Source organism: uncultured Shimia sp. (assembly GCF_947493595.1).
Taxonomy (GTDB): domain Bacteria; phylum Pseudomonadota; class Alphaproteobacteria; order Rhodobacterales; family Rhodobacteraceae; genus Shimia.
In genome coordinates, this window is sequence record NZ_CANLRL010000001.1 from 489044 (window position 1) to 514774 (window position 25731).

Annotated in this window: 26 protein-coding genes; 22 read left to right on the plus strand and 4 right to left on the minus strand. The window is 58.4% G+C overall.

Features of this window, described 5'->3' with window-relative positions; all coding sequences use genetic code 11:
- Nucleotides 1–81: 81 nt before the first annotated feature.
- The 16 genes from Q0955_RS02460 (at nucleotide 82) to ribD (ending at nucleotide 15143) form a co-directional block, all read left to right on the plus strand.
- A complete protein-coding gene (locus Q0955_RS02460; protein WP_299419436.1) occupies nucleotides 82–945 on the plus strand; it encodes a hypothetical protein in 864 nt (287 codons plus the stop codon).
- A 149-nt stretch (nucleotides 946–1094) separates the two neighbouring features.
- Nucleotides 1095–2351, plus strand: coding sequence for a sarcosine oxidase subunit beta family protein (locus Q0955_RS02465; RefSeq protein WP_299419439.1), 1257 nt, complete (start codon nucleotides 1095–1097; stop codon nucleotides 2349–2351).
- A gap of 10 nt (nucleotides 2352–2361) precedes the next feature.
- Entirely contained in the window at nucleotides 2362–2919 is a 558-nt protein-coding gene (locus tag Q0955_RS02470; RefSeq protein WP_299419441.1) for a hypothetical protein, read from the plus strand.
- On the plus strand, nucleotides 2916–3188 hold the full coding sequence (locus Q0955_RS02475; protein ID WP_299419444.1) for a sarcosine oxidase subunit delta: 273 nt from the start codon (nucleotides 2916–2918) through the stop codon (nucleotides 3186–3188). The genes Q0955_RS02470 and Q0955_RS02475 overlap by 4 nt, the downstream gene beginning before the upstream one ends.
- The gene (locus Q0955_RS02480; RefSeq protein ID WP_299419447.1) at nucleotides 3185–6115 is read left to right on the plus strand and encodes a sarcosine oxidase subunit alpha family protein; all 2931 of its coding nucleotides are present in this window, start codon (nucleotides 3185–3187) and stop codon (nucleotides 6113–6115) included. Before Q0955_RS02475 ends, Q0955_RS02480 begins: the two co-directional genes overlap by 4 nt.
- Nucleotides 6108–6653, plus strand: coding sequence for a sarcosine oxidase subunit gamma (locus Q0955_RS02485; protein ID WP_299419450.1), 546 nt, complete (start codon nucleotides 6108–6110; stop codon nucleotides 6651–6653). Before Q0955_RS02480 ends, Q0955_RS02485 begins: the two co-directional genes overlap by 8 nt.
- A gap of 34 nt (nucleotides 6654–6687) precedes the next feature.
- Nucleotides 6688–7026 carry a hypothetical protein gene (locus Q0955_RS02490; protein WP_299419452.1) on the plus strand — a complete coding sequence of 113 codons (339 nt, stop codon included), beginning with the start codon at nucleotides 6688–6690 and terminating at the stop codon, nucleotides 7024–7026.
- A gap of 15 nt (nucleotides 7027–7041) precedes the next feature.
- Nucleotides 7042–9003: a DNA primase gene (gene dnaG / locus Q0955_RS02495; protein WP_299419455.1), complete on the plus strand. Its 1962-nt coding sequence runs from the start codon at nucleotides 7042–7044 to the stop codon at nucleotides 9001–9003.
- 127 nt (nucleotides 9004–9130) lie between these two features.
- Nucleotides 9131–11128, plus strand: coding sequence for an RNA polymerase sigma factor RpoD (gene rpoD, locus Q0955_RS02500; protein ID WP_299419458.1), 1998 nt, complete (start codon nucleotides 9131–9133; stop codon nucleotides 11126–11128).
- A gap of 3 nt (nucleotides 11129–11131) precedes the next feature.
- On the plus strand, nucleotides 11132–11416 hold the full coding sequence (locus Q0955_RS02505) for an HlyU family transcriptional regulator (RefSeq protein WP_299419460.1): 285 nt from the start codon (nucleotides 11132–11134) through the stop codon (nucleotides 11414–11416).
- Nucleotides 11417–11553: 137 nt separating this feature from the next.
- Nucleotides 11554–11979 (plus strand): hypothetical protein, encoded by a 426-nt coding sequence (locus Q0955_RS02510; RefSeq protein ID WP_299419463.1) that lies wholly within the window; start codon nucleotides 11554–11556, stop codon nucleotides 11977–11979.
- A gap of 57 nt (nucleotides 11980–12036) precedes the next feature.
- On the plus strand, nucleotides 12037–12459 hold the full coding sequence (locus Q0955_RS02515; RefSeq protein ID WP_299419466.1) for a hypothetical protein: 423 nt from the start codon (nucleotides 12037–12039) through the stop codon (nucleotides 12457–12459).
- 8 nt (nucleotides 12460–12467) lie between these two features.
- The gene (locus Q0955_RS02520; protein WP_299419468.1) at nucleotides 12468–12905 is read left to right on the plus strand and encodes a hypothetical protein; all 438 of its coding nucleotides are present in this window, start codon (nucleotides 12468–12470) and stop codon (nucleotides 12903–12905) included.
- Nucleotides 12906–12918: 13 nt separating this feature from the next.
- Nucleotides 12919–13335 (plus strand): secondary thiamine-phosphate synthase enzyme YjbQ, encoded by a 417-nt coding sequence (locus Q0955_RS02525; protein ID WP_299419470.1) that lies wholly within the window; start codon nucleotides 12919–12921, stop codon nucleotides 13333–13335.
- A gap of 228 nt (nucleotides 13336–13563) precedes the next feature.
- Nucleotides 13564–14031 carry a transcriptional regulator NrdR gene (gene nrdR, locus Q0955_RS02530; protein WP_299419473.1) on the plus strand — a complete coding sequence of 156 codons (468 nt, stop codon included), beginning with the start codon at nucleotides 13564–13566 and terminating at the stop codon, nucleotides 14029–14031.
- 2 nt (nucleotides 14032–14033) lie between these two features.
- Complete coding sequence (ribD, locus tag Q0955_RS02535; RefSeq protein ID WP_366140644.1) at nucleotides 14034–15143, plus strand: bifunctional diaminohydroxyphosphoribosylaminopyrimidine deaminase/5-amino-6-(5-phosphoribosylamino)uracil reductase RibD; 1110 nt, start codon at nucleotides 14034–14036, stop codon at nucleotides 15141–15143.
- A 4-nt stretch (nucleotides 15144–15147) separates the two neighbouring features.
- Here the strand turns inward: ribD and Q0955_RS02540 are convergent, their stop codons facing one another.
- The 3 genes from Q0955_RS02540 to Q0955_RS02550 all read right to left on the minus strand — a co-directional run bounded on the left by Q0955_RS02540 (nucleotide 15148) and on the right by Q0955_RS02550 (nucleotide 19692).
- Complete coding sequence (locus Q0955_RS02540; protein ID WP_299419475.1) at nucleotides 15148–17154, minus strand: capsular polysaccharide biosynthesis protein; 2007 nt, start codon at nucleotides 17152–17154, stop codon at nucleotides 15148–15150.
- 2 nt (nucleotides 17155–17156) lie between these two features.
- Nucleotides 17157–18305, minus strand: a complete 1149-nt coding sequence (locus tag Q0955_RS02545) for a polysaccharide biosynthesis/export family protein (protein WP_299419478.1) — start codon at nucleotides 18303–18305, stop codon at nucleotides 17157–17159.
- 94 nt (nucleotides 18306–18399) lie between these two features.
- Nucleotides 18400–19692 (minus strand): capsular biosynthesis protein, encoded by a 1293-nt coding sequence (locus tag Q0955_RS02550; RefSeq protein ID WP_299421017.1) that lies wholly within the window; start codon nucleotides 19690–19692, stop codon nucleotides 18400–18402.
- Nucleotides 19693–19842: 150 nt separating this feature from the next.
- On the opposite strand from Q0955_RS02550, the gene Q0955_RS02555 reads away from it, so the two are divergent.
- Nucleotides 19843–20433 carry a riboflavin synthase gene (locus Q0955_RS02555; protein WP_299419480.1) on the plus strand — a complete coding sequence of 197 codons (591 nt, stop codon included), beginning with the start codon at nucleotides 19843–19845 and terminating at the stop codon, nucleotides 20431–20433.
- A gap of 240 nt (nucleotides 20434–20673) precedes the next feature.
- Entirely contained in the window at nucleotides 20674–21219 is a 546-nt protein-coding gene (gene sigZ, locus Q0955_RS02560; RefSeq protein WP_299419483.1) for an RNA polymerase sigma factor SigZ, read from the plus strand.
- A gap of 28 nt (nucleotides 21220–21247) precedes the next feature.
- Here the strand turns inward: sigZ and Q0955_RS02565 are convergent, their stop codons facing one another.
- Complete coding sequence (locus tag Q0955_RS02565) at nucleotides 21248–22471, minus strand: membrane dipeptidase (protein WP_299419486.1); 1224 nt, start codon at nucleotides 22469–22471, stop codon at nucleotides 21248–21250.
- 149 nt (nucleotides 22472–22620) lie between these two features.
- Between Q0955_RS02565 and Q0955_RS02570 the strand changes: the two genes are divergently transcribed.
- From Q0955_RS02570 to nusB, 4 genes are all read left to right on the plus strand, one after another.
- The gene (locus tag Q0955_RS02570; RefSeq protein ID WP_299419488.1) at nucleotides 22621–23337 is read left to right on the plus strand and encodes a glutathione S-transferase family protein; all 717 of its coding nucleotides are present in this window, start codon (nucleotides 22621–22623) and stop codon (nucleotides 23335–23337) included.
- A 238-nt stretch (nucleotides 23338–23575) separates the two neighbouring features.
- Nucleotides 23576–24697 (plus strand): 3,4-dihydroxy-2-butanone-4-phosphate synthase, encoded by a 1122-nt coding sequence (gene ribB, locus Q0955_RS02575; RefSeq protein WP_299421020.1) that lies wholly within the window; start codon nucleotides 23576–23578, stop codon nucleotides 24695–24697.
- 3 nt (nucleotides 24698–24700) lie between these two features.
- Nucleotides 24701–25252, plus strand: coding sequence for a 6,7-dimethyl-8-ribityllumazine synthase (locus tag Q0955_RS02580; RefSeq protein ID WP_299419491.1), 552 nt, complete (start codon nucleotides 24701–24703; stop codon nucleotides 25250–25252).
- Nucleotides 25249–25719, plus strand: a complete 471-nt coding sequence (gene nusB, locus Q0955_RS02585; protein WP_299419494.1) for a transcription antitermination factor NusB — start codon at nucleotides 25249–25251, stop codon at nucleotides 25717–25719. The genes Q0955_RS02580 and nusB overlap by 4 nt, the downstream gene beginning before the upstream one ends.
- Nucleotides 25720–25731: the final 12 nt, after the last annotated feature.

Here is a 25731-nt window from a genome sequence, read left to right on the forward strand (position 1 = left end):
GCGCTTTTCTCGTTTTGAGTGATCCTTGCGGAAGCTGGTCGCGTACTGTGTACGGACCAAACATTTCGAGGATTTTCCGTGATGCGTTTTTTGACAGTTGCCGTGATGAGTGTCGCGGCTGGTGCAGCATCTGCTCAAGCGCCTGAGGGCTGGATCTTCAGCATTGATGGCGCCTACCTGAACCAGGACAGCAGCGATACGAACGGTGGCGGGAGTTTCTCGGCGGACCGTGTGTACAGCCGCGTCGGCGCGTTTCACCGCAATCCCGATGGGATCAGTTATGGCGTGTCCGCGACCTTTGGCCAGTCAGACTATGACTTTAGCGGAACACCCGCGCTGTGGGATAAGGTCGATGAGCGTTCGGTGACAGTCTCCCTGGCAGGGCGCACGGAAAGCGGGATGCGTTGGTTTGTGGCGCCGTCGGTGCGCAGCCGATATGCCTCTGGTGCGTCGACAAGCGATGGCCGAAGCGCCGGTTTGTTTGCCGGTGTCAGCTGGGAAGTGGGCGACAATCTGGTGATTGGTCCGGCATTCGGGGCGTTTGAAGGACTGGGCGGAGATGACTATGACGCCTTTCCGGCGCTTTTGCTGGACTGGGAGTTTGCGAACCGCTGGAGCCTGAGCACTGGTCCGACACTTGGCGCCAGTCAGGGGCCGGGTCTGTCGTTGCGATATGACGTGAGTGACACATGGGGTTTGACCCTGTCTGCCCGACAAGAGACCAACCGCTTTGCGCTCGCCGGGGGCAATGTGGGGCAGGACAAAAGCGTGCCTGTGGTGATGAGTCTGTCCTATGACCCCAATCCGGGCGTGAGCTTTGTTCTGTTTGCCGGTGCGGAAGTGGATGGTAGCCTAGCGGTGGAAAATGCGACTGGCACAACTTTGTCTAAGCAGAGCTATGACACTGCACCGTTGCTGGGCGTGGCGTTTTCCCTATCGTTTTGAGGGCTTGAGAGAGCCGGATTGCAATTGTGCGTCTAGCGACGCATTCTGTCGCAAAGCGACCATCCTTGCGTATGTATTTTGCGCCTGATGTCGGGAGGTCGTGTCGGATTTGATGACACGCCTAGAGTAGGCATTCAGGGGGCATAAAGATGCGGTTTTCCGGCCTCAAGGTTTTGGCAGAGGGACTGACCGGCAACAAAGGCTGGACCGCGCATTGGCGCGATGCGCAGCCAAAGCCGGAATACGACATGGTGATTATTGGCGGTGGCGGGCATGGGCTGTCCACGGCGTATTACCTCGCCAAGAACCACGGCATGACCAATATTGCCGTGCTGGAAAAGGGCTATCTGGGGGGCGGTAATGTCGGGCGTAACACCACGATTGTGCGCGCCAATTACTTCCTTCAGGGCAACAGCGAGTTTTATTCCCATTCGATGAAGCTCTGGGAAGGGCTCGAACAGGATCTGAACTACAATGTGATGTTCTCCCAGCGCGGATTGATCAATCTGTTCCACAGCGATGGGCAGCGCGATGCCTTTGCGCGGCGCGGCAATATGATGATCAACCAAGGCGACGATGCGCAGCTGTTGGACCGAGAGGGTGTGCGCAAAAAGTTGCCTTATCTCGATTTTGAGCAGGGGCGGTTTCCGATCTATGGCGGATTGTATCATCCGCGCGGTGGCACGGCGCGGCACGATGCGGTGGCTTGGGGCTATGCGCGTGGGGCGTCGGATCGCGGTGTCGATTTGGTGCAGAACTGCGAAGTGACAGGTATCGACGTTGAGGGTGGTGTTGTGAAAGGCGTGCAGACCACGCGCGGCGGCATTCGGGCCAAGAAGGTTGGGATTATTGTCGCCGGGCGCTCAGGGCTGGTTGCGGGCATGGCGGGGCGGCGGTTGCCAATTGAAAGCCATGTGTTGCAGGCCTTTGTGACCGAAGGGCTGAAGCCAGTGATGGATCATGTGATCAGTTTTGGCATGGGACATTTTTATATCAGCCAGTCAGACAAAGGTGGTTTGGTCTTTGGCGGCGATCTGGATTTCTACAGCTCCTACGCGCAGCGTGGCAACTTGCCGATGAAAGAGCATGTCATGGAGGCGGGCATGACGCTGATGCCGATGATTGGCAAAGCCAAGGTGCTGCGCAGCTGGGGCGGGATTATGGATATGACACCGGATGGATCGCCGATCATTGATAAGATGGAAGGCATCGATGGGCTCTACATCGATTGCGGCTGGAATTACGGCGGGTTCAAAGCTGTGCCTGCGAGCGGCTGGTGCATGGCGCATTTGATGGCGACGGATCAGCACCATGATTATGCCGCGAAATTCCGCATGGATCGGTTCCGCACCGGTGTTGGCATCATGGATGAAGAGGGCACCGGCTCTCAGCACAATCTGCATTGAGGGGGCGGGGATGAAGAGCGTTTTCAAGAATGTTCTGTTGAGTGGTGCTTTGATGGCCGGACCTGCGCTGGCCGAAGGACCGCCGGAAGGCTGTTATGTGCGTGACTACTCCGACGCGCACCTCGCGGGGCAAACGGCGCAGGTGGTCGATTGGATGCAGCTGTGGATTTACAGCGATGAGAACCAGAACAAGCTGGCCAATATGCTCGTAGGGTTTACCAACCAAGGGCACGTTGCGGGCACCCAACATGCGGGGCAGGTGATGGACCAGTTCCTGTTGTGTTTTGACAGTGGCGGACGCAAGGGCTGCACCGTAGAATGTGACGGCGGCAATTTCTTTGTCACGCGTGATAGTGGCGACGCGATGACAATAGAGACCCGTTACCTAATGGTAGGCGAAACCGACAGTTGCGGTGGCGCGGTGGATTTGGCGGAGGTGCCGGGTAAGGCGGTGAAGTACAAGCTGTTCCGTGCGGATGCGCAGCGGTGTGAGGCGGCGCGGACTGTGTATGGCGTTTCTGATGCGGCTATTTTTGATGGCCAAAGTGGTGATGGGGACAGCAAATGAGATTGACCTGTCCGCGCTGTGGCGAGCGTGATCGACGCGAGTTTTATTATCAGGGGGACGCGGTGGCGTTGAATCGCCCCGATCCGGAGGCAAGTGACGTTGTGTGGGATGACTATCTGCACAACCGCGACAACCCGGCAGGCGTGACGCGGGACCTTTGGTATCACGAAGGCGGTTGCGGTGCATGGATTGTGGTGACGCGCAACACGCTGACCCATGAGGTGCTTGCAACCGAACTGGCGTCTGACGTGAAGGAGGCCGGTGCATGAGGATCGCGGGTAGGGGGCAAGTGGACCGGGGCACGCCGGTCAGCTTCACTTTTGATGGCCACAGCGTGCAAGGGTTTGCGGGGGACACGGTGGCCTCGGCCTTGTTGGCAAATGACATCAAGCTGGTGGCACGGTCATTCAAGTATCATCGGCCACGGGGTGTGATGGGCGCTGGGTCGGACGAGGCCAACGCGTTGGTCACGGTTGGACGCGGGGCGCATCAGGAGCCCAATGTGCGGGCGACGATGCAGGAGATTTATGACGGACTGGAGGTGCGCAGCCAGAACCGTTGGCCCAGTCTGGATGTGGACCTTTTGGCGATCAATGACTTGGCGGCACCGTTTCTGGGGGCGGGGTTCTATTACAAGACTTTCATGTGGCCCAAGGCGTTTTGGGAGCGGGTGTATGAGCCGATCATCCGCCGCTCAGCCGGTCTGGGCGCGCTGTCAGGGGAGCATAACGAAGACCTCTATGAGAAGGCCTTTGCCTTCTGTGATTTGCTGGTGATTGGCGCGGGTCCTGCTGGGCTCATGGCGGCGGTGACGGCAGCGCGGGCCGGGGCGGAAGTGCTTCTGGTTGATGAGGACAGCGTGCTTGGCGGGCGTCTGAATGGCGAGCGCGAAGAGATTGATGGCATTCCGGCTGCGGAATGGGTGGCGGATGTGGTGGATGAACTGGCATCCATGCCCAACGTGCGGCTGATGCCGCGCACCACGGTGACGGGCGCGTATGATCAGGGCACGTTTGGCGCGCTGGAGCGGGTGGGTCACCACCTCAGCGGTGCCAACGGGCGGCCTTTGGAGTGTTTCTGGCGCATTGTGGCGAAGCGCACGATCCTCTGCGCGGGCGCTATCGAGCGACCGATTGCATTTAAGAACAATGACCGGCCTGGGATTATGGGCGCGGCGGCAGTGCGGACTTATCTGCATCGCTATGGTGTTGCGCCGGGGCGGGCGGTGACTGTGTTCACCAACAACGATGACGGCCATCGCACCGCGCGAGACTTAAAGGCCGCAGGTGTGCATGTGACAGCCGTGTTGGACAGTCGCAAAGACGGCCCGGACGGAGAGGGTTACCCAGTGATCCGCGGGGCGGAGGTTTGTGACACCGGAGGGCGCAAGGCGCTGGAAAGCGTGTCTTACCGAACGGTCAGCGGAGAAGAGAAACTTGGCACCGATTGTCTGGCGGTTACCGGCGGATGGAACCCGACGGTGCATTTGACGTGCCACATGAATGGACGTCCTGAGTGGCGCGAGGACATTCAGAGCTTTGGACCGGTGGAAGGAATGGTGCTGGGGTTGACCACTGCGGGGGCCTGTAACGGGACGTTCTCCACGACGGGCGCGTTGAAAGAAGGCGCTGAGAAAGCAAAAGAAGCCGTTGAGGTGCTGGGCTTTGAGGTTGGCGGCGCGGACATGCCATTGGCGGAGGATGCGCCTTACAACATGGAACCGCTTTGGGCGGTAGCAGGTCGTGGGCGCGCGTGGTTGGATTTCCAGAATGACGTGACCGTGAAAGACGTAAAGCAGGCGGCGAAAGAGAACTTCCGCTCTGTGGAGCATATGAAACGCTACACCACACAAGGGATGGCGCCGGATCAAGGCAAGAATTCTAACATGGGCGCGCTCGCGGTTTTGGCCGATGCGACGGGGCGCGGGATACCGGAGACAGGCACCACCACCTTCCGCCCGCCATTTGTGCCGGTGAGCATTGCGGCGCTGGGCGCAGGCGGGCAGGGCACTGGCTTTGCGCCGGAACGGTTCACCACCAGCCACGACGCCAGCGTCACCGATGGCGCGCCGATGATTGAGGCCGGGCTGTGGTTTCGGCCAAGTTTCTATCCGAAGGCGGGCGAAACCAAGTGGCGTCAGAGTTGCGACCGCGAAGTGCGGATGGTGCGCAATGCGGTTGGGGTCTGTGATGTTTCCACGCTGGGCAAGATCGACATCCAAGGCCCGGATGCGGGCGCGTTTTTGGATTTTGTCTACACCAATACCTTCAGCACGCTGAAGGTGGGCAAGGTGCGCTATGGCTTGATGCTGCGTGAAGATGGCACAGTCATGGATGACGGCACCACCGCGCGGTTGGGCGACGCGCATTTTGTGATGACCACTACGACGGCAGCGGCGGGGCCAGTGATGCGGCATCTGGAGTATGTGCATCAATGTCTGCGGCCGGAGCTGGATGTGTCGATGGTGTCCGTGACCGAACAGTGGGCGCAGTTTGCGGTCGCGGGGCCGAAGGCGCGCGAGCTGCTGTCCGGCATTGTTGGTGAAGGGATCAACGAAGAGAGTTTCCCGTTCATGGGCTGTGGCGAGATTACGGTTGGTGGCGTGCGGGGGCGATTGTTCCGCATCTCGTTTAGCGGTGAGCACGCCTATGAGATTGCGGTGCCCGCGCGTTATGGCGAGAGCCTGTACCAAGCGTTGGTGCAAAAGGCCGAGGCGCTGGGCGGCGGGGCTTATGGCATGGAAGCGCTCAATGTGCTGCGCATCGAGAAAGGTTTCATCACCCATTCCGAAATTCACGGACGCACAACGGCTTTTGACATTGGCATGGAGCGCATGGTGAGCGCCAAGAAAGACTGCATTGGCAAAACCATGAGCGAGCGGCCGGGGCTGTCTGGTGCGGAACGGGAGCAGTTGGTGGGGTTGAAGCCGGTGGGGGCGGTGAAACAGCTGACCGCCGGGGCGCATTTGTTTGAGGTGGATGCGGAGCCGGTGCGGGAGAATGAACAGGGGTACACCACTTCAGTTGGGTTCTCGCCAACCTTTGAGAGATTCCTGGGATTGGCGTTCTTGCGGAATGGGCGCGCGCGTCATGGCGAGCAGGTGATGATGGTGGACCACTTGCGCGGCGTGAACGCGCGCTGTGAGGTCTGTGATCCGGTGTTCTTTGATCCAGAGGGAGGGCGGATGCGTGGTTGAGTTGCTTGCAAAGACGCCGTGTGAAGGTCTGTTGCCGATCACTGTGGGCGATGTGTCATTGACCGAAGACCTGCCGGTGAGCCTGACAATGCTGACTGCCCGTAAGGGGCGGCTTGAAGCTTGTTCCGATTTGTTGAAATCCGCGCATGGGATGATGATGCCAAATCCCAATCGTGCAACAGGCACAGCTGCGGCGCGGGCCGTTTGGTTTGGACGGGATCAAGCCATGCTGATGGGGCCTGCACCAAACTGGAGCCTCAAAAGCGAGGCCGCTGTGGTGGATCAAAGCGATGCTTGGGCGGTTGTGAGGCTGGAAGGTGTTGGCGCAGAAGATGTGCTGGCGCGGCTTGTGCCCGTGGATGCGCGGGCGGCGACTTTCAAGCGGGGGCATACGGCGCGCAGCATGTTGGGGCATATGACTGTGTCTATCACGCGTGTTGGGGAGCAGGCGTTTCAGATCATGGCCTTCCGCTCTATGGCAAAGACACTTGTTCACGATTTACAAAGGGCCATGGAAAGCATCGCCGCGCGCGGGTAGTCTCGCTGGGTCTAAAGTGATTCAGGAGGCCTTGATGGTCCGTTATACTCTCGTGGCGCTAATGCTGAGCAGCGCAACTGCCTATGCCGCCGATGGCAAAGAAGATACCTGCAAATACCAAGGGCAGGTGATCAAAGCCATTCAGGACGCGCGTCTTGAGAAGGTGAAGGCCAAGGATCTGGAAGAGTACCTGCTTGCCAATGAGCCGACCTGGCCGGAAAATTACAACGCGGCCATCACCCATTTTGCGCCTATTGTGTATGGCGCCAAAAAACGTGACCTGAAAAAGATCGATCTGGGCGCACAAGTTGAACAACAGTGTCTGGACAATTGGGACCAAATTCAGGAAATGCAGAAGTCCGCTTCAAACTGACCTGATCGGATTGCCATGTCCCTGCCGCCCGGATTCCTAGATGAGCTTCGCAGCCGTACCTCCATTGTTCAGGTGGTGGGGCGCAAAGTCATGTGGGAAGCGCGCAAGTCCAATCAGGGCAAGGGGGATATGTGGGCGCCTTGTCCGTTTCACCATGAAAAAACCGCGTCATTTCATGTGGATGATCGCAAGGGGTACTACTACTGCTTTGGCTGTCAGGCCAAAGGGGACGCGATCAAGTTTGTGACCGAAACCGAGAATGTTGGGTTTATGGAAGCGGTGGAAATTCTGGCCGAAGAGGCCGGGATGACCATGCCCAAGCGCGATCCCCAGGCGCAGCAGAAGGCGGACCGTCGCACGCAGCTGTCAGATGTCATGGAAATGGCGGTCCAGCATTTCCGCCTGATGTTGAATGCAGGTGCTGGCGCTGAAGCGCGGGCTTATTTGGACAAGCGCGGAATGGCGCAGGAAACGCGAGATCGGTTTGACATCGGGTTTGCGCCGGACGGTTGGCAGGGGCTTTGGGATGCGCTGACCGGCAAAGGTGTGGCACCTGATTTGATTATGGGCGCTGGGCTGGCCAAACCGTCCAATAAAGGCGGCAAGCCGTATGACACGTTCCGCAATCGGATCATGTTCCCGATCCGGGATGGGCGCGGCAAGTGTATCGCCTTTGGTGGTCGCGCGATGGACCCCAATGACAACGCGAAATATCTAAACAGCCCAGAAACCGAACTGTTTGATAAAGGGCGCAGTCTGTACAATCACGGGCCAGCCCGAGAGGCGGCAGGCAAAGGTCAGCCGTTGATTGTAGCGGAAGGCTATATGGACGTGATCGCGCTCTGTGAAGCCGGATTTGGCGCCTCTGTTGCGCCGCTGGGGACAGCGGTCACGGAAAACCAGTTGCAGTTGCTGTGGCGCATTTCGGACGAACCGATCATTGCGTTGGATGGTGATAAGGCTGGCATTCGCGCCGCGATGCGGGTGGTGGATTTGGCTCTGCCTTTGCTCGAAGCGGGCAAATCGCTGCGCTTTGCTGTGATGCCAGAAGGGCAAGACCCGGACGATCTGATCAAAGCCAAAGGTGCCGGGGCTGTGCAGAAGGTTCTGGATGGCGCAATGCCAATGGTGAACCTGCTGTGGCAGCGCGAAGTTGAAGGCAAGGTGTTTGATAGCCCCGAGCGGCGGGCAGCGCTGGACAAGTTGCTCAAGCAAAAGATCAAGTTGATCAACGATCCGTCGATCCGCAGCCATTATGGCGAGGCCATCAAAGAACTCAGGTTCCAGCTGTTCCGACCACAAAGGGGCGGTGGAAAAGGCGGCTTCAAAAAAGGCAAATGGAACGCAGAGCCAACGGTTCAGGCCCATACCAAGTCATCAATGCTGGCGGCCAGTGAAGGACCTGTGGAGATGCGCGTGCGAGAAGCCGTGGTATTGGCTGTGGCTTTGGTCAATCCGGAATTGCTGGACGATTTTGAATATGAGATCGAAAGCATGGATTGCATGGATCAGGACAACGCGCATCTGCGCGATGTGTTGTTGCGCTATGCCAACACGCCTGACCCGCGTGGCAATGTGGAAATAGCTTTGGGGCTGGAGATGGTTGAAAACCTGCTGCGCCAACCCCATGTCGCCATCACCCCCGCCGTACGCAAACCCGGTGACATGGCGCTGGCGCGCATGACGCTAACCGAGGAGCTCGCAAAGCTCAAAACCGCGCGGGGATTGAGCGAAGAAATCGCCGAAGCTGAAGAAGACCTCATGAGCGTTGCTGATGAGGCAATGACCTGGCGGTTGGGCCAGGCGGCGGAGGCGCGAAACAAGGCAATGCAAAGCGGTCTCGACGAAGAAGGCGGGGGCGATTTTGCTGTTGGCGACAATGGGGCGCCAATTGACAAAGATGAACGTGCAGCGTTGGATGCGCTGGCAGAAATGATTGATTTTACAAGGGGTGGGAAGCCACCACGCCGGGGATAACGCCCCAAGGCGCAGCCTTGTGAGCAACACATGAAGAAAACGGACGCAGTGGGGTTGCGAATCACCCTGTTGCGGGGTTGATTCGGAGCCAGCGAATCACCTTAGCCCGAACTTGCAGGAGCATTGAATGGCCGCCAAGGACACCGACGACCAGAAGCCCGCCGATCAGGACGCAGAAATCTCGCTCGATATGAGCCAAACTGCCGTCAAGAAAATGATCGCTGAGGCCCGGGAGAAGGGCTACATCACTTACGATCAGCTGAACCAGGTTCTGCCACCTGATCAAGTGAGCTCCGAGCAAATTGAAGACGTGATGTCGATGTTGTCCGAGATGGGCATCAACATCATTGAAGATGAAGAAGCTGAGGAAGAAGAGGCAAAATCCACCGCTGTTGTGGACACCTCCTCGGCGGCGCGTGGCGTGGCCGTTGCCAGCGGCAACAATGAGAAACTCGATCGCACCGATGATCCGGTGCGGATGTACCTGCGCGAGATGGGCTCGGTTGAGCTTCTGAGCCGTGAGGGCGAGATCGCGATTGCCAAGCGTATCGAGGCGGGTCGCAACACTATGATTGCCGGGCTGTGCGAAAGCCCGCTGACCTTCCAAGCGATCACCATCTGGCGTGACGAACTTCTCTCTGAGGATATTTTGCTGCGCGATGTGATCGATCTGGAGACCACCTTTGGTAACCAGATGGGGGACGACGACGAAGAGGGTGGAGCCACGCCTGTCGCCGCTGAAGCGGCCAATGTGACCTCGGCGCCCAAATCGGACGACGGCCAGCAAGAGCTTGATGCTGATGGCAATCCGATTGCCAAAGATGACGATGATGATGATGAAGATGAGCAGGCCAACATGTCGCTGGCCGCGATGGAAGCCGCGCTGAAGCCGCGGGTTCTTGAAACGCTCGACATCATTGCGCGCGACTTTGCGATGCTGTCGGATATGCAGGACGCGCGGATCTCCGCGACACTGAACGAAGATGGGTCGTTCTCCAAATCGGATGAAGACACCTACCAAAAGCTGCGGTCCGAGATTGTGGAACTGGTGAACGAGCTTCACTTGCACAACAACCGTATTGAAGCGCTGATTGACCAGCTCTACGGCATCAACCGCCGCGTGATGCAGATCGATAGCTCCATGGTGAAGCTGGCGGATCAGGCGCGCATCAACCGTCGTGAGTTCATTGACGCCTACCGTGGTCGCGAACTGGATCCAAATTGGCTGGACGACATGTCCGAGAAGTCCGGTCGTGGCTGGCAGATGTTCATGGAACGCTCTGTCGATAAGGTGACGGAGCTGCGCAACGACATGGCGCAAGTTGGCCAGTATGTTGGCTTGGACATCCCGGAATTCCGCCGCATTGTGCAGCAGGTTCAGAAGGGTGAAAAAGAGGCACGTCAGGCCAAGAAAGAAATGGTCGAGGCCAACCTGCGCTTGGTGATTTCGATCGCCAAAAAGTACACCAACCGCGGCCTGCAATTCCTTGATCTTATTCAGGAAGGTAACATCGGCCTGATGAAGGCGGTGGATAAGTTCGAATACCGCCGCGGCTATAAATTCTCGACCTATGCGACTTGGTGGATCCGTCAGGCGATCACCCGCTCGATTGCCGACCAGGCGCGCACCATCCGTATTCCGGTGCATATGATCGAGACGATCAACAAGCTGGTGCGGACCTCCCGTCAGATGCTGCATGAGATTGGCCGTGAGCCAACGCCGGAAGAGCTGGCCGAGAAGCTGCAGATGCCGCTGGAGAAGGTGCGCAAGGTGATGAAAATCGCCAAGGAGCCGATCTCTCTGGAAACCCCGATTGGGGACGAGGAAGACAGTCAGCTGGGTGATTTCATCGAGGACAAGAATGCCGTGCTGCCGCTGGATAGTGCCATTCAGGAAAACCTCAAAGAGACCACCACGCGCGTGCTGGCGAGCCTCACGCCGCGTGAGGAGCGGGTTCTGCGCATGCGATTTGGCATTGGCATGAACACGGACCACACCCTTGAGGAAGTTGGCCAGCAGTTCAGCGTGACCCGTGAGCGTATCCGTCAGATTGAAGCGAAAGCACTGCGCAAGCTGAAGCATCCAAGCCGCTCGCGCAAACTGCGCAGCTTCCTGGATCAGTAAGCGATGTCGTTCCTGAAAAAACTCTTCGGCGGCGGTGGCGCAAATGACGCCGCTGCCGAAAAGACGGCCCAGCCGGTGGAATACAAAGGCTATAAGATCACGCCGTGTCCAATCCCGGAGGGTGGTCAGTTTCGCATCTCCGCGCGCATTGATGGCGTGGTGAACGGTGAAGCCAAAAGCCACACGTTAATCCGTGCGGATGTGATCCGGGATCAGGAGGAGGCTGTTGAGGCCTCTATTGGCAAGGCAAAACAGATGATTGACCAGATGGGTGATCAGATCTTCTGAATGCAATGCGAAGGCTTGGGCCGGGCAGGTGAAAAAGTGAACGGGCCAGCAGCTTTGCTGGCCTTTTCTCTTGGATAGATTGCAGGTAGGCTGAGCCTGTCTACCATCGTGGGTGGACGTTGACCCCAGAGATTTTGATGAAACGACTTTTTGCTTTAGCGTTTTTGATGGTACCCGCGTGCTCCGAAGGGGGCGGTCTGGGCCCCAGTGACTTTGTGACCGTGGGCAATATTCGTGTGAACCAAGTGTCTGCGGATGTGTTTGAAGTGGCGGCCAGACCTGGCGGCAATCCAACTGCTATGTATTGGTGCGGCGCTGGCAATTATGCGGCGCAAGTGCTTGGTGCCCCTGCGGGCGCACGGATTTTTGTGGTGGGCGAGGCAGGTCGCGGAGTGGCCAGCGAAAGTTTGGATACGGCACAGTTTTCTTTGAAACCTGCGGGACAGGCCGTCGGTGCCACAGGACGCACCAGCACCTATGGTCCTCGGATCGGTGAAGATGAGTTTGTGGCGGATGCGCGCAGGTATTGTCGCATTATTGGTGATCCATTTGCAGTTTTCTAAGGAAGTATTCGGCATCGAGATCCACCCGGATCACGGCACAGGGCTTTGGAGGGCCATATGAAGACACTCACAGTTGGATTGATGATTGGTTCCCTAACACTGAGCGCCTGCATGGACGCCAGCAGCGGCGGCGGGTTTGTATCTCGCGGTGGTGTGCATGTGAATCCGGTGAATGCGGATGTTTTTGAAGTGGGTGTGCGGCCCAATGCGATCGAGGCAAATTTCTGGTGTGCGGCAGGCGATTATGCCAGCCGGCAACTGGGTGCGTCCAACAGTGCGCGGGTTTATGTCGTGGGTGGCACCGGGCCTGGTACGGTCACAGCCAACCCGGAAACAGCGCAGTTTTCATTGAAGCCCCCGCAGCTTGCACAAGGCGCGACGGGGCGATCGGGCCGTTGGGGGCCTCGGCTGGGATCAAGTAAGACGGTTGGGTCTGCTCGGCAGGACTGCAACATTGATCGAAACAGCTTGTGGGCCTGATCCGGCTGATGGGAGGTCTTGTGAAGCGCACTGCTTTTCTTTGGGTTTCAACCCTTTCGATGGTGGCTGTTGTTGGCTGTCAAACGGGCGGGAGCGCCGCGTTTACCGCGCGCAATGGCGTACGCGTCAATCCGGTGAACGCCGATGTTTTTGAGGTGATTGCGCGGCCCAACGGGCGCAAGTCGGATTTCTGGTGTGGCGCGGGTTCCTACGCAAGTCGCCAACTTGGTGCGCCCGACAATGCATTGGTTTACACCGTGGGTGGCGCGGGTCAGGGCGTGACCATGAAAAGCCCAGATGCGGCGCAGTTTTCGCTCAAACCGCCAGAACAGGTGTCAGGAGCAACAGGGCGTGCTGGCAACTGGGGACCGAGCGTGGGACAGGCAAATAGTGTTGGGCGCGCGCGCAACAGCTGCGCTCCGCCACGCAACAGTGACGTCAGCTAGCGGGCAACTGCCAATGCAAACCGAGTTTCAGATTTCCACACGTGGTCCCGGACTCTATGAGTTTACACGTGATGTAACGCGGTGGACCTCGCAGACTGAGCGTACAGGTTTGCTCACATTGTTTGTGCGACACACCTCTTGCAGTTTGCTCATTCAAGAGAATGCGGATCCTGAAGTGCAGACCGATTTGCAGAACTTTTTTCACCGCCTTGTGCCGCCTACGACAGATCCATCGATGGGTTATCTGACGCATACCTACGAAGGGCCTGACGATATGCCGGCGCACATCAAGGCGGCTATGATGCCGGTGTCGCTTTCAATTCCGGTAACAAACGGGCAGTTGGCGCTTGGAACATGGCAGGGAATTTACCTGTTTGAACACAGGAATGCGCCGCACACGCGGAGTGTGACAGCGCATTTAGGTGCATGATTGGAAGACCCTGAGGCCTATGAAATTGATATAGGGCCGTGGCTAAAAAACGGCAGGGGGAAAGCGGAATGTGTTTTCCCAGTACCGCCTATCTTGGGGTGGCTTTTTGCCTCTACCCAAAGAGTTGTAGCTCTCCTATAGTGCCTGTGGATAACTTGGGAAAATACCCAACCCACGCCGTAACCTATTGCGGCACAGGCAAAGAGCAGATGAAACAAGGGGAAGTCTATGCGCTGTCCGTTTTGCGGAAACATTGACACTCAGGTGAAAGATTCTCGGCCAGCGGAGGATCACGTATCGATCCGTCGTCGGCGGTTTTGTCCGGCATGTGGCGGGCGGTTTACGACCTACGAACGCGTGCAACTGCGCGATCTCGTGGTGGTGAAATCCAACGGCCGTCGCGAAGACTTTGACCGCGACAAGCTGGAGCGTTCGATCCGTATTTCTATGCAGAAGCGTCCGGTTGAGCCTGAGCGGATTGATCAGATGATCAGCGGCATCGTGCGGCGATTGGAGAGCATGGGCGAGACGGATATTCCCTCCAAGACCATTGGCGAGATTGTCATGGAAGCTCTGGCGCGGATTGATACTGTTGCCTATGTGCGATTTGCCAGCGTCTACAAAAACTTCCAAGCCGCCGATGATTTTGATAAATTTGTAAGCGAACTGCGTCCCGACCAATCTCCTGAGGAGTAAACGTGACTGATCGCCGTTACATGGCGTTGGCCCTGTCGTTGGGCCGACGCGGTCAGGGTGCCTGCTGGCCAAATCCAGCCGTGGGCTGTGTCATCGTGAAAGATGGCCGTGTCGTTGGGCGAGGCTGGACACAGCCTGGTGGGCGACCACATGCGGAGCCAGTGGCGTTGGCTCAAGCCGGGGGCGCCGCGCGGGGCGCGACGGCCTATGTGACGCTGGAACCCTGTGCGCATCATGGACAAACGCCGCCCTGTGCAGAGGCGTTGATTGCTGCAAGTGTGGCCCGAGTGGTGGTGGCGGTGGAAGACAGTGACGCGCGCGTGTCCGGTCGTGGGCTGGCTATGCTACGCGATGCCGGTATTGAGGTCACAACCGGTGTTTTGGCCGATGAAGCGGCGCGGGATTTGCAGGGGTTCTTTCTGAAAACCGATCTTGGGCGCCCGTTTTTGACGCTGAAGCTGGCAACCACGTTGGACGGGCGGATTGCCACGGCCACTGGCGAAAGCCGTTGGATCACAGGGCCGGAGTCGCGGCGCGCAGTGCATGGCATGCGCCTGCGCCATGACGCGGTGATGGTAGGCGGTGGCACTGCGCGCGCAGATGATCCGTCACTGACTGTACGTGAGTTTGGTAACGTGGCGCAGCCGGTGCGGGTTGTGGTGTCGCGGCGGCTGGATTTGCCGTTGATGAGTGTCTTGGCGCAGACGGCCAAAGACGTGCCCGTTTGGATTGTGCATGGCGCCGACGCCGATGCCTCGCTTCAGCAGACCTGGCGTGATCTTGGCGCGGTGCTGTTGCCATGCCCGCTGGAGGGCGTGCATTTATCCGCGAAAGGCGTGCTGGCAGCGCTGGGTAAGCAAGGGCTGACTCGGGTGTTTTGTGAAGGCGGCGGAGCGCTGGCGGCGTCTTTGTTGGCCGCTGATATGGTGGATGAGTTGATCACCTTCTCTGCCGGGGTGGTGATTGGAGCCGAAGGGATTCCGGCGATTGGTGCCCTGGGCTTGGCCCGTTTGGGCGAAGCGCCGCGGTTTGATTTGGTCTCGCATCACCGTATGGGGCAAGACGTCATGAGTGTCTGGCACCGTATCGAAGCGCAACGGAACCCGCGCTAGGCTTTCAGCGCCAGAGCGATTGATAGCTGGCAAAGCGCCCCTGTAGTTTGGATAGTAGACGATTGCCCCATCCGGGGTGCGGAATCTTTCCGGAGGCCAATCGTTCAAGCGCCATCTCAACTGGACAGGGTAGGCCGGACACCGGGTCGCGGTAGCGCGGGTAATCGATCAGCGCGGCGTGTACCAGGGCTTCGAGAGTGGGTTGAGCCGCGCGGCGCGCGGGAATATCGCCGCGATCATCCGTGAGGCCCCAACCTGCGTAGAACGGCGCACCCAATGTGGTGACTTTGCAGCCGTGCAGCAGCGCTTCGAAGCCCGTCAGCGAAGTCATGGTCCAAACTTCGTCGACTTCTTCGAGCAGCGTGGCCATGTCGGCTTGGTCCAGTACCATGTCGGCCAGGGCCTCCGCGTCTTCGCGTTCGATACGTCCTTTGCGCAGGCCCGCTTCAACGTCGGGGTGTGGCTTGTAGAGAATGCGCGCCTTTGGGTTGGCCGCGCGAGCGGCCTTCAGCAGGTCGAGGTTGGTTGTAACCTCTGTGGTGCCTGTGAGAATGGAGGCGTCGTCTTCGACTTGACCTGGGACCAGAATGCGGTGGCCTTCGGGCAGATCAAAGCTTTCGCCGCTGAGGTTGTATTTGGTAATGCGATGTTTTTTTAGCGCTCTGATCAGTCGCTCGGCACGGAGCTGTTGATCCGGGCGCAAGGTGGCGCGTCTTGTAATCAACCTCTCCAGTCGGCTTTCCTGCGTGGGGGCGTAGTAGATACCGAGGTCATCACAGACCAAGGACAGCGGCGGCACCAGCTCGGCGCCAAGTCCGCGGGAGCGCAGGAAACCGTCTTCAATCCGTGTGGCACCTTCCGGGCCGGGTTTGCTGGCCCAGACCATGGCGTGGCGGCTAGAACGCTTCTTGTCGAAAGTCAGCGCCTTGTGTTGACCAAAGAACCTTTGCAGCGGTTTGCGCTTCCATAGGCGCATGCCGAAAGCATTCCAGCCGTGGCGGTCCTCGCGCCACGCGCGGGATTGGGCGGCGAGCTGCTCTAAGCTGTCTTCGAGTGCGCAAAGCTTGTCACGACACGGATCATACCATGTTGGGTAGAGGATCATCGCGGCGGCAAAGAGCTGCGCGCGAGTCAGGCGGCGTTGACGGCGGTAGAGGGGAAACTCGTCCTGGGTGAGCTCCCAGCCTGCGTAGAATGGCTGCCCAAAGACGCGGGGTTTGTGACCGGCGAGAATGGCTTCGAAGCCGAGCTGTGAGGAGACCGTGTAGACGGCAATGGCGCCGTCGAGCAGTACCCAGGGGCTGATCGGCTCGGAGTAGAGCGCGACGTTGTCGCGGGTGTCTTTTTCACCGTAGTAGCCCGCGCGGGCACCATTTTGGGTTTCGGGATGGGTCTTGATCAAGATGCGCGCGCCAGGGTTTTCCTCCTGCGCCATCACCAGCATCTCTTGGAAGCGCAGATCATTGGCGCCAGAGGCCGTCACCGCGGAATCATCGCGGGTTTGGTCGATCACCAGCACATAGCCCGGATCAGGGACGGGCAGGTCCGGATCAACCGCAGCATATTTGGTGAGGTGGGTTTCTTTCAGCCGTTCAATCGCGCCGCGGGCGCGGTTCAGTAGTACCGTGTCGTCCAGCGGTTCATGCTTGAGAAGGTGTTCCAGATCAGACGGTTGGCTTGGATCAAAATGCGGGCAGGTGCCGTCGATCATCAGGCCAATTGGGGGTTCTTTACCGGTGCGGCCAGGGAGGAGAGAGCGTAGGAAGGCGTCCTCGACATAGAGCTGTTTGGCACCGGTTTTTTCCGCCATGGCGTGGCCGCGGTGGGCCGTGGGGCTGTTGCCCCAGATCGCGATCAGGTCATCGGATGTGGGGCGACCAAAGCGGAGCTCATACCCGGCGAGTGCCAGAATACGGCGCAGGCGTTTTTGAAAAAAGAAACCGCCGTTGAATGCAAAAAGCCGCCGGGGATTTGTGCTCCCGGCGGCCTCTTCGGTTGTTGGGTCAAGCAAGATCAGCCACCTGTGCTAATTCCGCCCACTTCCAAGAGCGTATCAGCTGATGTCAAAGTGCCGGTGATGGCTGAAATGGTTTTGTTCCACGTGGTGATCGGCGCTTCGGTGACGTACAAAGTGTCGCCATCGCGGACGATAAAATCACGGGCGGTGAACATGCCGTTTGGCTTGGTTAGGTTCAGTACGTAGACCATGCGCTGTGCGCCATCGAGGTCTTTGCGGCCCAAGACGTTGTTTGCTACCACGTCCGCTTCGTTACGGAAGATGAATACGCCGGTTGGGTCACTGGAGGTGGCGACCAAGCCGCCGACCTGGGCAATGGCCTCAATGGCGGAGAGGTCTTTGGTGAAGAAGTTCACCCGGCTCTGGGTGCCGGTGGCGCCAAGCGCGGTGAAGGCACGGGTGTCCTCTTCGACCAGAATGCGGTCGCCACCGCGCAGGGCGATGTCGAGCTCCGGGTTGTCATAGAGATCTTGAAACCAAATCTGGCCGGTTTCCTTGCCGCGCAGAACGGTGATTTGGGCGATCTCCGGCACGATGGTCACACCGCCAGCTTGCGCCAGCATGGTGGACAGTGTGCGGGTGGGGCGCTCGATTGGGTAGACGCCTTGTGCGCCCACGGTTCCGATCAGCGAAACTGTGGAGCCGTCACCTGCCGCGCGGCGGACTTCAACTTGTGGATCCGGTGTCTGCTCTTCGAGTTTGGCGGAGATGATGCGGCGGATGCCTTCGGGCGTGTTGCCCGCGGCACGGATACGGCCTGCGTAAGGCACAAAGATAAAGCCGGCGCCATCAACCTGCACTTCTTCAAGTACAGCAGCCACTTGGCCCTCTGGACCCAACAGCGGCTTGTCGACGTTTTCCCAGATGGTCAGCGCCAGAATGTCGCCGGGGCGAATCGTATCCGAGCCCAGTTGGCCAGCGTTTTGGAAGCTGTTGGAGAAGCCTAGGGCGGGGACAACGGCGGTTGCACGGGTCACGCGGTCGTTGACTTCGACGATAAACGCATCGCCTTCTTTCTGCACGGAACCCGCGTAGATTTCGCTTTTGTTAGGGCCGGAGCGCGGCACAAGGTTGCACGATGCAACGGTGCTCGCCAGAGTCAACACAACGGCGCACTTCCCCAATCGGGATGCAAAGGATTTCACTGCTCGGTCTCCTCGACCTGATTATTCTGCCTCAGTTTTTTGAGACAACTTACAGAAATCCTAACCAAAAATCCAGCGCTAGACCTTGTGGTCGCTACTTCACCACACGCAACTGTTGCCGTGGAGCCGCTGTTCCCGCCGCAAGCGCCTGATATGGGTCGTGATCTGAGAGCATCATATCGACCACCTGACGCAGCAGACGGCGGCGTCCGCGGGCGGAGTAAAACCCGCCAGGAACCTGGCTGGTTTCAAGAAGATAGCGGCGATAGGTCTTGTAAGCGCGGCTGTCTGGGCGGGTCGCGGCGGAGAAGAAATCCTGCAGCGACTGCGTGCTGACAAACTCGGGCTGGTTAAAGACCGCGTCGCCAAACGCTTTGATTGGAATGCCGCGCCAGAGCACCTGTTGTGCGGCGGTGGAGTTCACGGTCACAGCAGTGCGGGTGTCGTTTAAAAGCTGAGCAAGCTTGCCGCCGCGCACGTAATGCACACGTTTGGATACGCCATATTTCTCGGACAATTTGCGGATTTCTTTGCGCAGGGGCACGCGGCCATCCTCAAGCGGATGGGCTTTGAACACCAGGTGATGATGCTGTGGCGCGCTCTTGGCGAAATTCTCGATCACCAGCGACAGGAAGTCAGTCATCGTGTCAAAGGGCGAGTGCTTCTGAAAACTGCTGTCATGTTCGAGTTGCAGCAATGCCAGATGATACGGGAAGCCGCCGTAACGGATGCGTAGCGTGGCGATGCGGCGTTCGATAGCATGAAAAGGCATCAGCAGAAGTCGTTGCAAATACAGCTGAAATTCGCGTGTGACCGACAGGGACCGATGCGGCTTGAAATTGCGGAACTTGCGGTTGGTGAACATCACGAACCAGTGGTAGAGCGCGCCGTAAAACACGTGGTGGCGCATGTCGCCCCAATGGCCCGGCGGCATCGGGGTTTCCATATCCGAGCCTTCCAGCGCTTTCTCCATCTGCGCGATGTCCATGTTCATCAGACGGGAGTTGCCATTGGAGCCGCCGCGCTCATAGGTCACCCAATAGGGGCGCAGGTAGCCCTCTTCAAAGACATGTACGCGGATGCCGGAGGCCTTGGCAGTTTCCACTGCCTGTGCATGGATCGGGCGCACGTCGCCATAGAGAACAATGTCGGTAACGCCTTTTTCCGTCAGGATATTTTTGTAGGCGTCGGGCCAAGCCTCGGGCGTGTCGAGGTAAGGAATGAAGCTTTTCTGATGCGGCCAGAAGGCGCGGTCTCCTGCGTTAAATCCAACCCGCCAGACCGTGGCGCCAGAACGGCGCAACATGCGTGCCAGCGCTGCAAAAAACGGCCCATGGGGGCCTTGCAGGAACAGGAACACTTTGTTGTCACCGGACGGAATTGTCATAACGGTCAAACCTATACGCCTTCTCTTAAGGGAATGTTAGCCCAGCGGCGTGGCAAAAATATGGTCGTGCTTTGCAAGGGATTGGGCGGCTTGTCTTGGGGCGGTTCGGGCTGTAGGTCTTAGGCCAATCACAGCTATGGAGCGCGGCCCGTGTTTACCGGAATCATCACTGACGTTGGCGAAATTGTTGCCCTGGAGCAGCGCGGCGACCTGAAGGCGCGGATTAAAACGACCTATGACACTGCCGGTATTGAGCTCGGCGCCTCGATTGCCAGCGATGGGGTGTGCCTCACAGTGATCGCTTTAGGAGATGACTGGTATGATGTTGAAATTTCAGCGGAAACCGTTTCCAAAACCAATCTTGGAGCGTGGGGTGAAGGTCGGCCTGTGAACCTGGAGCGGGCATTGAAGGTTGGCGATGAGCTGGGCGGGCATATTGTCTCTGGGCACGTCGATGGCGTGGCCGAGATTGTGGCGATGAAAGATGAGGGCGACAGCACGCGGTTCACTTTCAAAGCCCCGGAAAGTCTGGCCAAATTCATTGCCCCCAAAGGCTCTGTGGCGCTCAATGGCACCTCTTTGACGGTGAATGAGGTGGATGGCTGTGACTTTGGGGTGAACATCATCCCACACACCAAAGAGGTCACCACCTGGGGTCATGCCAAAGTGGGCGACAAGATCAACCTCGAGATTGACACGCTGGCGCGCTATGTGGCGCGGCTATCGGAGTTGTCGTCTTAAGCCACCGAACGCTGCAGGCAACACGTCGGTATAGCGTCTGTATCGTGGCTGTTTTGCAGAGGTGCGTTTTTGGCAGCTGTTGCATGGGCTGTCGCCGTTAATAATTGCAAGGCTGGGGGCCAGCCCCCAGACCCCCGGGATACTTTTGGCCAAGTGAAGCTTGAGGCGTAAACTGACGCCGCTTGCAGTTCGGCCTCCAGTGCCCCAGTTTTGGGCAATGGGACGCGTGGGGCAGGTGCGATGCAGCTGGAACAGATTTGGCAGGAGTATAGCGGGGCGCTTCGGGGCTTTCTGCGCAAGCGGGTGGCCAATGAGGCGGATGTGGATGATCTGTTGCAGGATATCCTGATCAAAACCCATGCTCATTTGTCCGAGGTACGGGACCCGGCGGCGCTCAGGGCGTGGCTGTTTCAGGTGGCGCGCAATGCAACCGTGGATTTTTACCGTGCGCGTGGTAAGGCGCGGTCTATTGATGCGGATGACCTTTGGTATGGCGACGCCGAAGAAGCGGGTGCGCTGCGGGAGTTGGAAGGCTGTGTCAGCGTGTTCCTATCCGCCTTGCCAAAGCAGGACGCGGCGTTGCTGCGGGCGGTGGATTTGCAAGGAAGTCCACAGAAAGACGTCGCGGCGGAGATGGGGCTGGCCTACAGCACGCTCAAGTCGCGCGTAAAGGCAGCCCGAGCGAAGTTGGCGGATCAATATCGGGCCTGCTGCGCGATGGAGCTGGGCGCCAAAGGAGAGATCCTGGACGCGACGCCCAGACAGAAGCGCTGTGGTGGCTGTTGAGGCCGATCAGCGGTTGAAGAATTTGCCTTCAAGCTCCTGACGCAGGCGCAGGCGTTCCGGGTATTCTTGCAGGAACTGTTCTGGCGGTTTGCCTTCCCAGACCTGGGCAAAGACGCGTTTTGTTGCCGCCGTAGATTTTGGCGAGGTCCTCGTTGGAATAGCCGCGCGCCCAAAGATCGTCGGTGATGGCGGCGCGGATTTTGGCCAGTTCGCCGTTGCCGGTGGCGCCTTTGTTAAAGGCGTCGATCATATAGCCGCCGTCGTTGTACATGTCGGCGTTGGCGGTGGCGAAGGCGACGACAAGCTCGGTGGAGAACATGTCGTCAGAGGCAATGCCCACATGGTCCACGCCCACCAGTTTCACATAGTAGTCAATCATGTCGGCGGCTTGTTTGGGGGAAATGTCATCCGGCCAGATGCCATCCATCATCCATTCGGTGAAAGTCGGAGAGATGTAGCCGCCGGATTTGGCTGCGCGCAGGGCTTCGTCATCGGGGATGGTGCGGTAGCAGCCTTGCGGTGTGGCGTTGGGTTCGTTTTTGTAGAGACCGGCCGGGACCGAGTGAGTGTAGACATAAGGCACGCCGGGGTAGGTTGCGTCCATATAGTCCATGGCGTCGTTGGCGGTTTTGGAGCCGGTGTGGCTCAGATCAAGCAGGATGCCAAAGCGCACCATTTCGTCGATCACCTTTTTGCCCCAGGGCGTGAGGCCAATGTCGCGTCCGTTTTGAGCAGCCAACTGGCCGGGGCCAGTGCGGAAGATGTCGTTATAGGCGAGGATCATGGATTTCACGCCGATGTCCTTGAGCGCAGCCATCTTCTTTAGGTCGCCGTTGAGGATGGTCGCCGTCTGGCTGTTCCAGATCACGGCGGTTTTGCCCTGCAAGTGCGCGGCCTCAATATCGCGGGTTTCGTTCACGATCAGGTAGTTTTCCGGCTGCTGCGCCATGTCGGCGCGGAAGTGATCGTGCTGCTCCAGAAAGGTTTCCCAGGACATGTCGGCGGCGGCGAGGGTCATTTCATGGCCGGTGATGCCGTTGTCGCGTGCGCGCTGGAAGTAGGTGTGCAGTTGCCCATATTCGGTCCAGCCAGTGCCGTAAGGACTGGCCAACATGCCGAGCACGATGGTGTCTTTCACGAACTGTGCCGCCTCCGAACTGGCCTCCCAGGTTTTGCTTTCTTCGCTGCCAAAGGCGGGTAGGGCCAGGCAGGCGGCGGTCAGGGCGGCAAACGAGACGGTGCGCAAAGACATGGGGCTCTCCAAAAAATACGTGAAATTTGAACGCAGTATGTGGCGCGTTTGCAGAAAAACAAACAGCGCAGGAAAAAAGTTTGAGAGATTTGTCGTCTTTTTTCGGTCTCGTGCGTCTTCAGGTCAAAGAGATCAAAAGGATGAGATCAATGATCAAAATTGTGAGCTTCAAAATCTGCCCGTTTGTGCAGCGGGTGACCGCGCTCTTGGAGGTTAAAGGGCTGGACTATCAGGTCGAGTTCATCTCGCTGTCGGACAAGCCGCAGTGGTTTCTGGACATCTCTCCCAACGGGCAGGTGCCGGTGATGGTGACCGAAGGGGGCGTGGCGCTGTTTGAGAGCGAGGCCATCGTGGAATGCATTGAGGAGGCCTTTGCGCCGCTGCAAGCGGATGTCTCGCTGGAGCAGAAGGCGTTGAACCGTGCTTGGAGTTACTTGGCGGCGAAGAACTATCTTGTGCAATGTGGCACCATGCGCAGTCGGGACGCAGAGACCTTGGCGGAGAAGTCGGCCAAGCTGGGCACGGCATTTGACAAGATCGAAAAGGCGCTTGGCGACGGGCCGTTTTTTGGTGGCGACCAGATCGGGGTGGTGGATATTGCGTGGCTGGTGCTGTTGCACCGGGCGCAGATTATCAAGGACCACACCGGGTATGATTTCCTGGAAGGGCGGCCAAAAACGCAGGCCTGGCAGGCTGCGATCATGGCCACTGGGTTGGCGCAGAAAGCGGTGGCGGAGGACTTTGAAGAGGCCTTCACCAATTTCTATCTGGCGGACGTGACTTATCTTGGGCGCGGCATGAAAGACGAAGCGCCACATGTGGCCGCTGTTGGTGGATGCGGAACGGCAGCGTCCGGATGCTGCTAAGTCTTCTCAATCCCCAAATATTCCGGGGATGAATTGGCAGCGCCAAGAAGGGGCGGCGCCCCTTGTCAGGCTCAGCGCAGGCTGAGCCTGTCTGCTATGTCACAGGCGAGCGCTAACACCCGTGTGCTTGCGCATCCGCGCACAATGCCGTTGCGTTTTTGAGCGCTGTCGCGTCGTGGCTGCACTGGCAATTGGCGCTGGCATGGTCTATCTGAGCCGCAACCAAGCGGAGACAGCCATGTCCTTTGAAAACCCCGGACCCGTCGAGCAAAGCCTGCGTGACGCGATCAGCCCAATCGAAGAGATCATTGAAGAGGCACGTCAGGGCCGCATCTATATCCTCGTGGACCATGAGGATCGCGAAAACGAAGGGGATTTTATCATCCCAGCGGAATTTGCCGATGCAGCGGCGATCAACTTCATGGCCACTTTTGGTCGGGGATTGATTTGCCTGCCGATGACCGCGGAACGCATTGATCATCTGGACCTGCCGATGATGGCAGTGAACAACTCGTCTCGTCATGAGACTGCTTTCACCGTGTCGATTGAGGCCCGTGAAGGGGTGAGCACCGGAATTTCTGCTGGTGATCGCGCGTTGACCATTGCCACAGCCATCAATGAGCAGAACACCATGGCGTCTTTGGCCACACCGGGGCATGTATTCCCGCTGCGCGCCAAGCGTGGTGGGGTATTGGTACGCGCAGGCCATACCGAAGCCTCTGTGGACATTTCCCGTCTGGCAGGCTGTCATCCCAGCGCGGTGATCTGTGAGATCATGAACGAAGACGGCACCATGGCCCGTCTGCCGGAGCTGGTTGAGGTGGCCAAGAAACACGGTCTGAAAATCGGCACCATCAGTGATTTGATTGCCTATCGCTCGCGAGTCGACAACGAAGTGGTTGAGACATCGCGGGAAACTGTGGCCTCGGAATACGGCGGTGATTGGGAGATGCGCATTTTCACCGATCAGATCCACGGCATTGAGCATGTGGTGATGATCAAGGGCGACATCACCACGCCTGAACCGGTGCTGACACGGACTCATGCGCTGCATGAGGCAAGTGATGTTCTTGGCTTGGGGCCAAAGTCTGTGAATGAGCTGCCGGCGGCGATGCGCAAGATTGCCGATGAGGGGCGGGGCGTTGTCTGCCTGTTCCGCGAGGTGCGTCACAGCCTCTATGCCGAAGAGGATGAAGGCCCACGCACGGTGAAGCGCACTGGACTTGGCGCGCAAATCCTGTCCAATTTGGGCTGCAAAGAGTTGATCCTGCTGACAGACAGTCCGCAAACAAAGTATCTTGGTCTGGACGCCTACGGGCTGTCCATTGTGGGCACACGCCCGATCCTGACGGAGGAATAAGTCATGGCAGGTGCCGAAAAACACTACATCATGCCACGTGCGGAATTTGATAAGCCGGTGAAGCTCGCGATTGTGATCTCTCCGTATTACAAAGACATCGCTGACAACATGCTGGCGGGCGCCGTTGCTGAGATCGAAGCGGCGGGCGGCACCTATGAGGTGGTGCAAGTGCCTGGTGCGTTGGAAATCCCAACTGCGATTGGCATTGCCGAACGCATGAGCAACTTTGACGGCTATGTCGCTTTGGGCTGTGTCATTCGTGGCGAAACCACGCATTATGAGACAGTGTGCAACGACAGCAGCCGCGCCATTCAGATGCTGGGCCTGCAAGGTCTGTGCATCGGCAACGGTATCCTGACCGTGGAGAACCGCACACAGGCTGAAGTGCGCGCAGATCCCGCGGATCAGAACAAAGGTGGCGGCGCGGCGGCTGCGGCCTTGCATCTTGTGGCGTTGAGCCGTAAGTGGGGCGCTCAGCGCAAAGGCGTTGGGTTTTTGCCCGATGCTGAGGAATACAAGCTGGCAGGCGAACTCAAGGACAACCCAACGGCATGACCCTATCCGGTAACCAGAAACGCAAGATGAAATCCGCTTCCCGCCTTTATGCGGTGCAGGCGCTCTTTCAGATGGAGCACTCCGGCCAGACCGTGGATCAAGTGCGGGTGGAGTTTCTGGATCACCGGTTTGGCGCGGAAGTGGATGACACCTCTGACATGATCGAAGGCGACGTGGATCATTTCCGCAAGACCCTTGAGGATGCGGTGAACTATCAGGCGCCAATTGACCAGATGACCGACCGCGCACTGGTGGCGAAATGGCCGATTGACCGGATCGACCCAACCCTACGGGCGCTGTTTCGCGCGGCCGGTGCTGAACTTGTGCAGAGCGACGTGCCTGCCAAAGTGGCGATCACCGAATATGTGGCGATTGCCAATGCGTTTTTTCCCGAAGGGAAAGAGGGCAAGTTTGTAAATGCCGTGCTCGATCACATGGCGCGTGAAGCCAAGCCCGAAGCGTTTTAAGGCGGTTTATCC

Coding starts and splice junctions, on each gene's coding strand:
- Q0955_RS02460 (WP_299419436.1), top strand. CDS start 82: ATGCGTTTTTTGACAGTTGCCGTGATGAGTGTCGCGGCTGGTGCAGCA.
- Q0955_RS02465 (WP_299419439.1), top strand. CDS start 1,095: ATGCGGTTTTCCGGCCTCAAGGTTTTGGCAGAGGGACTGACCGGCAAC.
- Q0955_RS02470 (WP_299419441.1), top strand. CDS start 2,362: ATGAAGAGCGTTTTCAAGAATGTTCTGTTGAGTGGTGCTTTGATGGCC.
- Q0955_RS02475 (WP_299419444.1), top strand. CDS start 2,916: ATGAGATTGACCTGTCCGCGCTGTGGCGAGCGTGATCGACGCGAGTTT.
- Q0955_RS02480 (WP_299419447.1), top strand. CDS start 3,185: ATGAGGATCGCGGGTAGGGGGCAAGTGGACCGGGGCACGCCGGTCAGC.
- Q0955_RS02490 (WP_299419452.1), top strand. CDS start 6,688: ATGGTCCGTTATACTCTCGTGGCGCTAATGCTGAGCAGCGCAACTGCC.
- dnaG (WP_299419455.1), top strand. CDS start 7,042: ATGTCCCTGCCGCCCGGATTCCTAGATGAGCTTCGCAGCCGTACCTCC.
- rpoD (WP_299419458.1), top strand. CDS start 9,131: ATGGCCGCCAAGGACACCGACGACCAGAAGCCCGCCGATCAGGACGCA.
- Q0955_RS02505 (WP_299419460.1), top strand. CDS start 11,132: ATGTCGTTCCTGAAAAAACTCTTCGGCGGCGGTGGCGCAAATGACGCC.
- Q0955_RS02510 (WP_299419463.1), top strand. CDS start 11,554: ATGAAACGACTTTTTGCTTTAGCGTTTTTGATGGTACCCGCGTGCTCC.
- Q0955_RS02515 (WP_299419466.1), top strand. CDS start 12,037: ATGAAGACACTCACAGTTGGATTGATGATTGGTTCCCTAACACTGAGC.
- Q0955_RS02520 (WP_299419468.1), top strand. CDS start 12,468: ATGGGAGGTCTTGTGAAGCGCACTGCTTTTCTTTGGGTTTCAACCCTT.
- Q0955_RS02525 (WP_299419470.1), top strand. CDS start 12,919: ATGCAAACCGAGTTTCAGATTTCCACACGTGGTCCCGGACTCTATGAG.
- nrdR (WP_299419473.1), top strand. CDS start 13,564: ATGCGCTGTCCGTTTTGCGGAAACATTGACACTCAGGTGAAAGATTCT.
- Q0955_RS02550 (WP_299421017.1), bottom strand. CDS start 19,692: ATGACAATTCCGTCCGGTGACAACAAAGTGTTCCTGTTCCTGCAAGGC.
- sigZ (WP_299419483.1), top strand. CDS start 20,674: ATGCAGCTGGAACAGATTTGGCAGGAGTATAGCGGGGCGCTTCGGGGC.
- Q0955_RS02565 (WP_299419486.1), bottom strand. CDS start 22,471: ATGTCTTTGCGCACCGTCTCGTTTGCCGCCCTGACCGCCGCCTGCCTG.
- Q0955_RS02570 (WP_299419488.1), top strand. CDS start 22,621: ATGATCAAAATTGTGAGCTTCAAAATCTGCCCGTTTGTGCAGCGGGTG.
- ribB (WP_299421020.1), top strand. CDS start 23,576: ATGTCCTTTGAAAACCCCGGACCCGTCGAGCAAAGCCTGCGTGACGCG.
- Q0955_RS02580 (WP_299419491.1), top strand. CDS start 24,701: ATGGCAGGTGCCGAAAAACACTACATCATGCCACGTGCGGAATTTGAT.
- nusB (WP_299419494.1), top strand. CDS start 25,249: ATGACCCTATCCGGTAACCAGAAACGCAAGATGAAATCCGCTTCCCGC.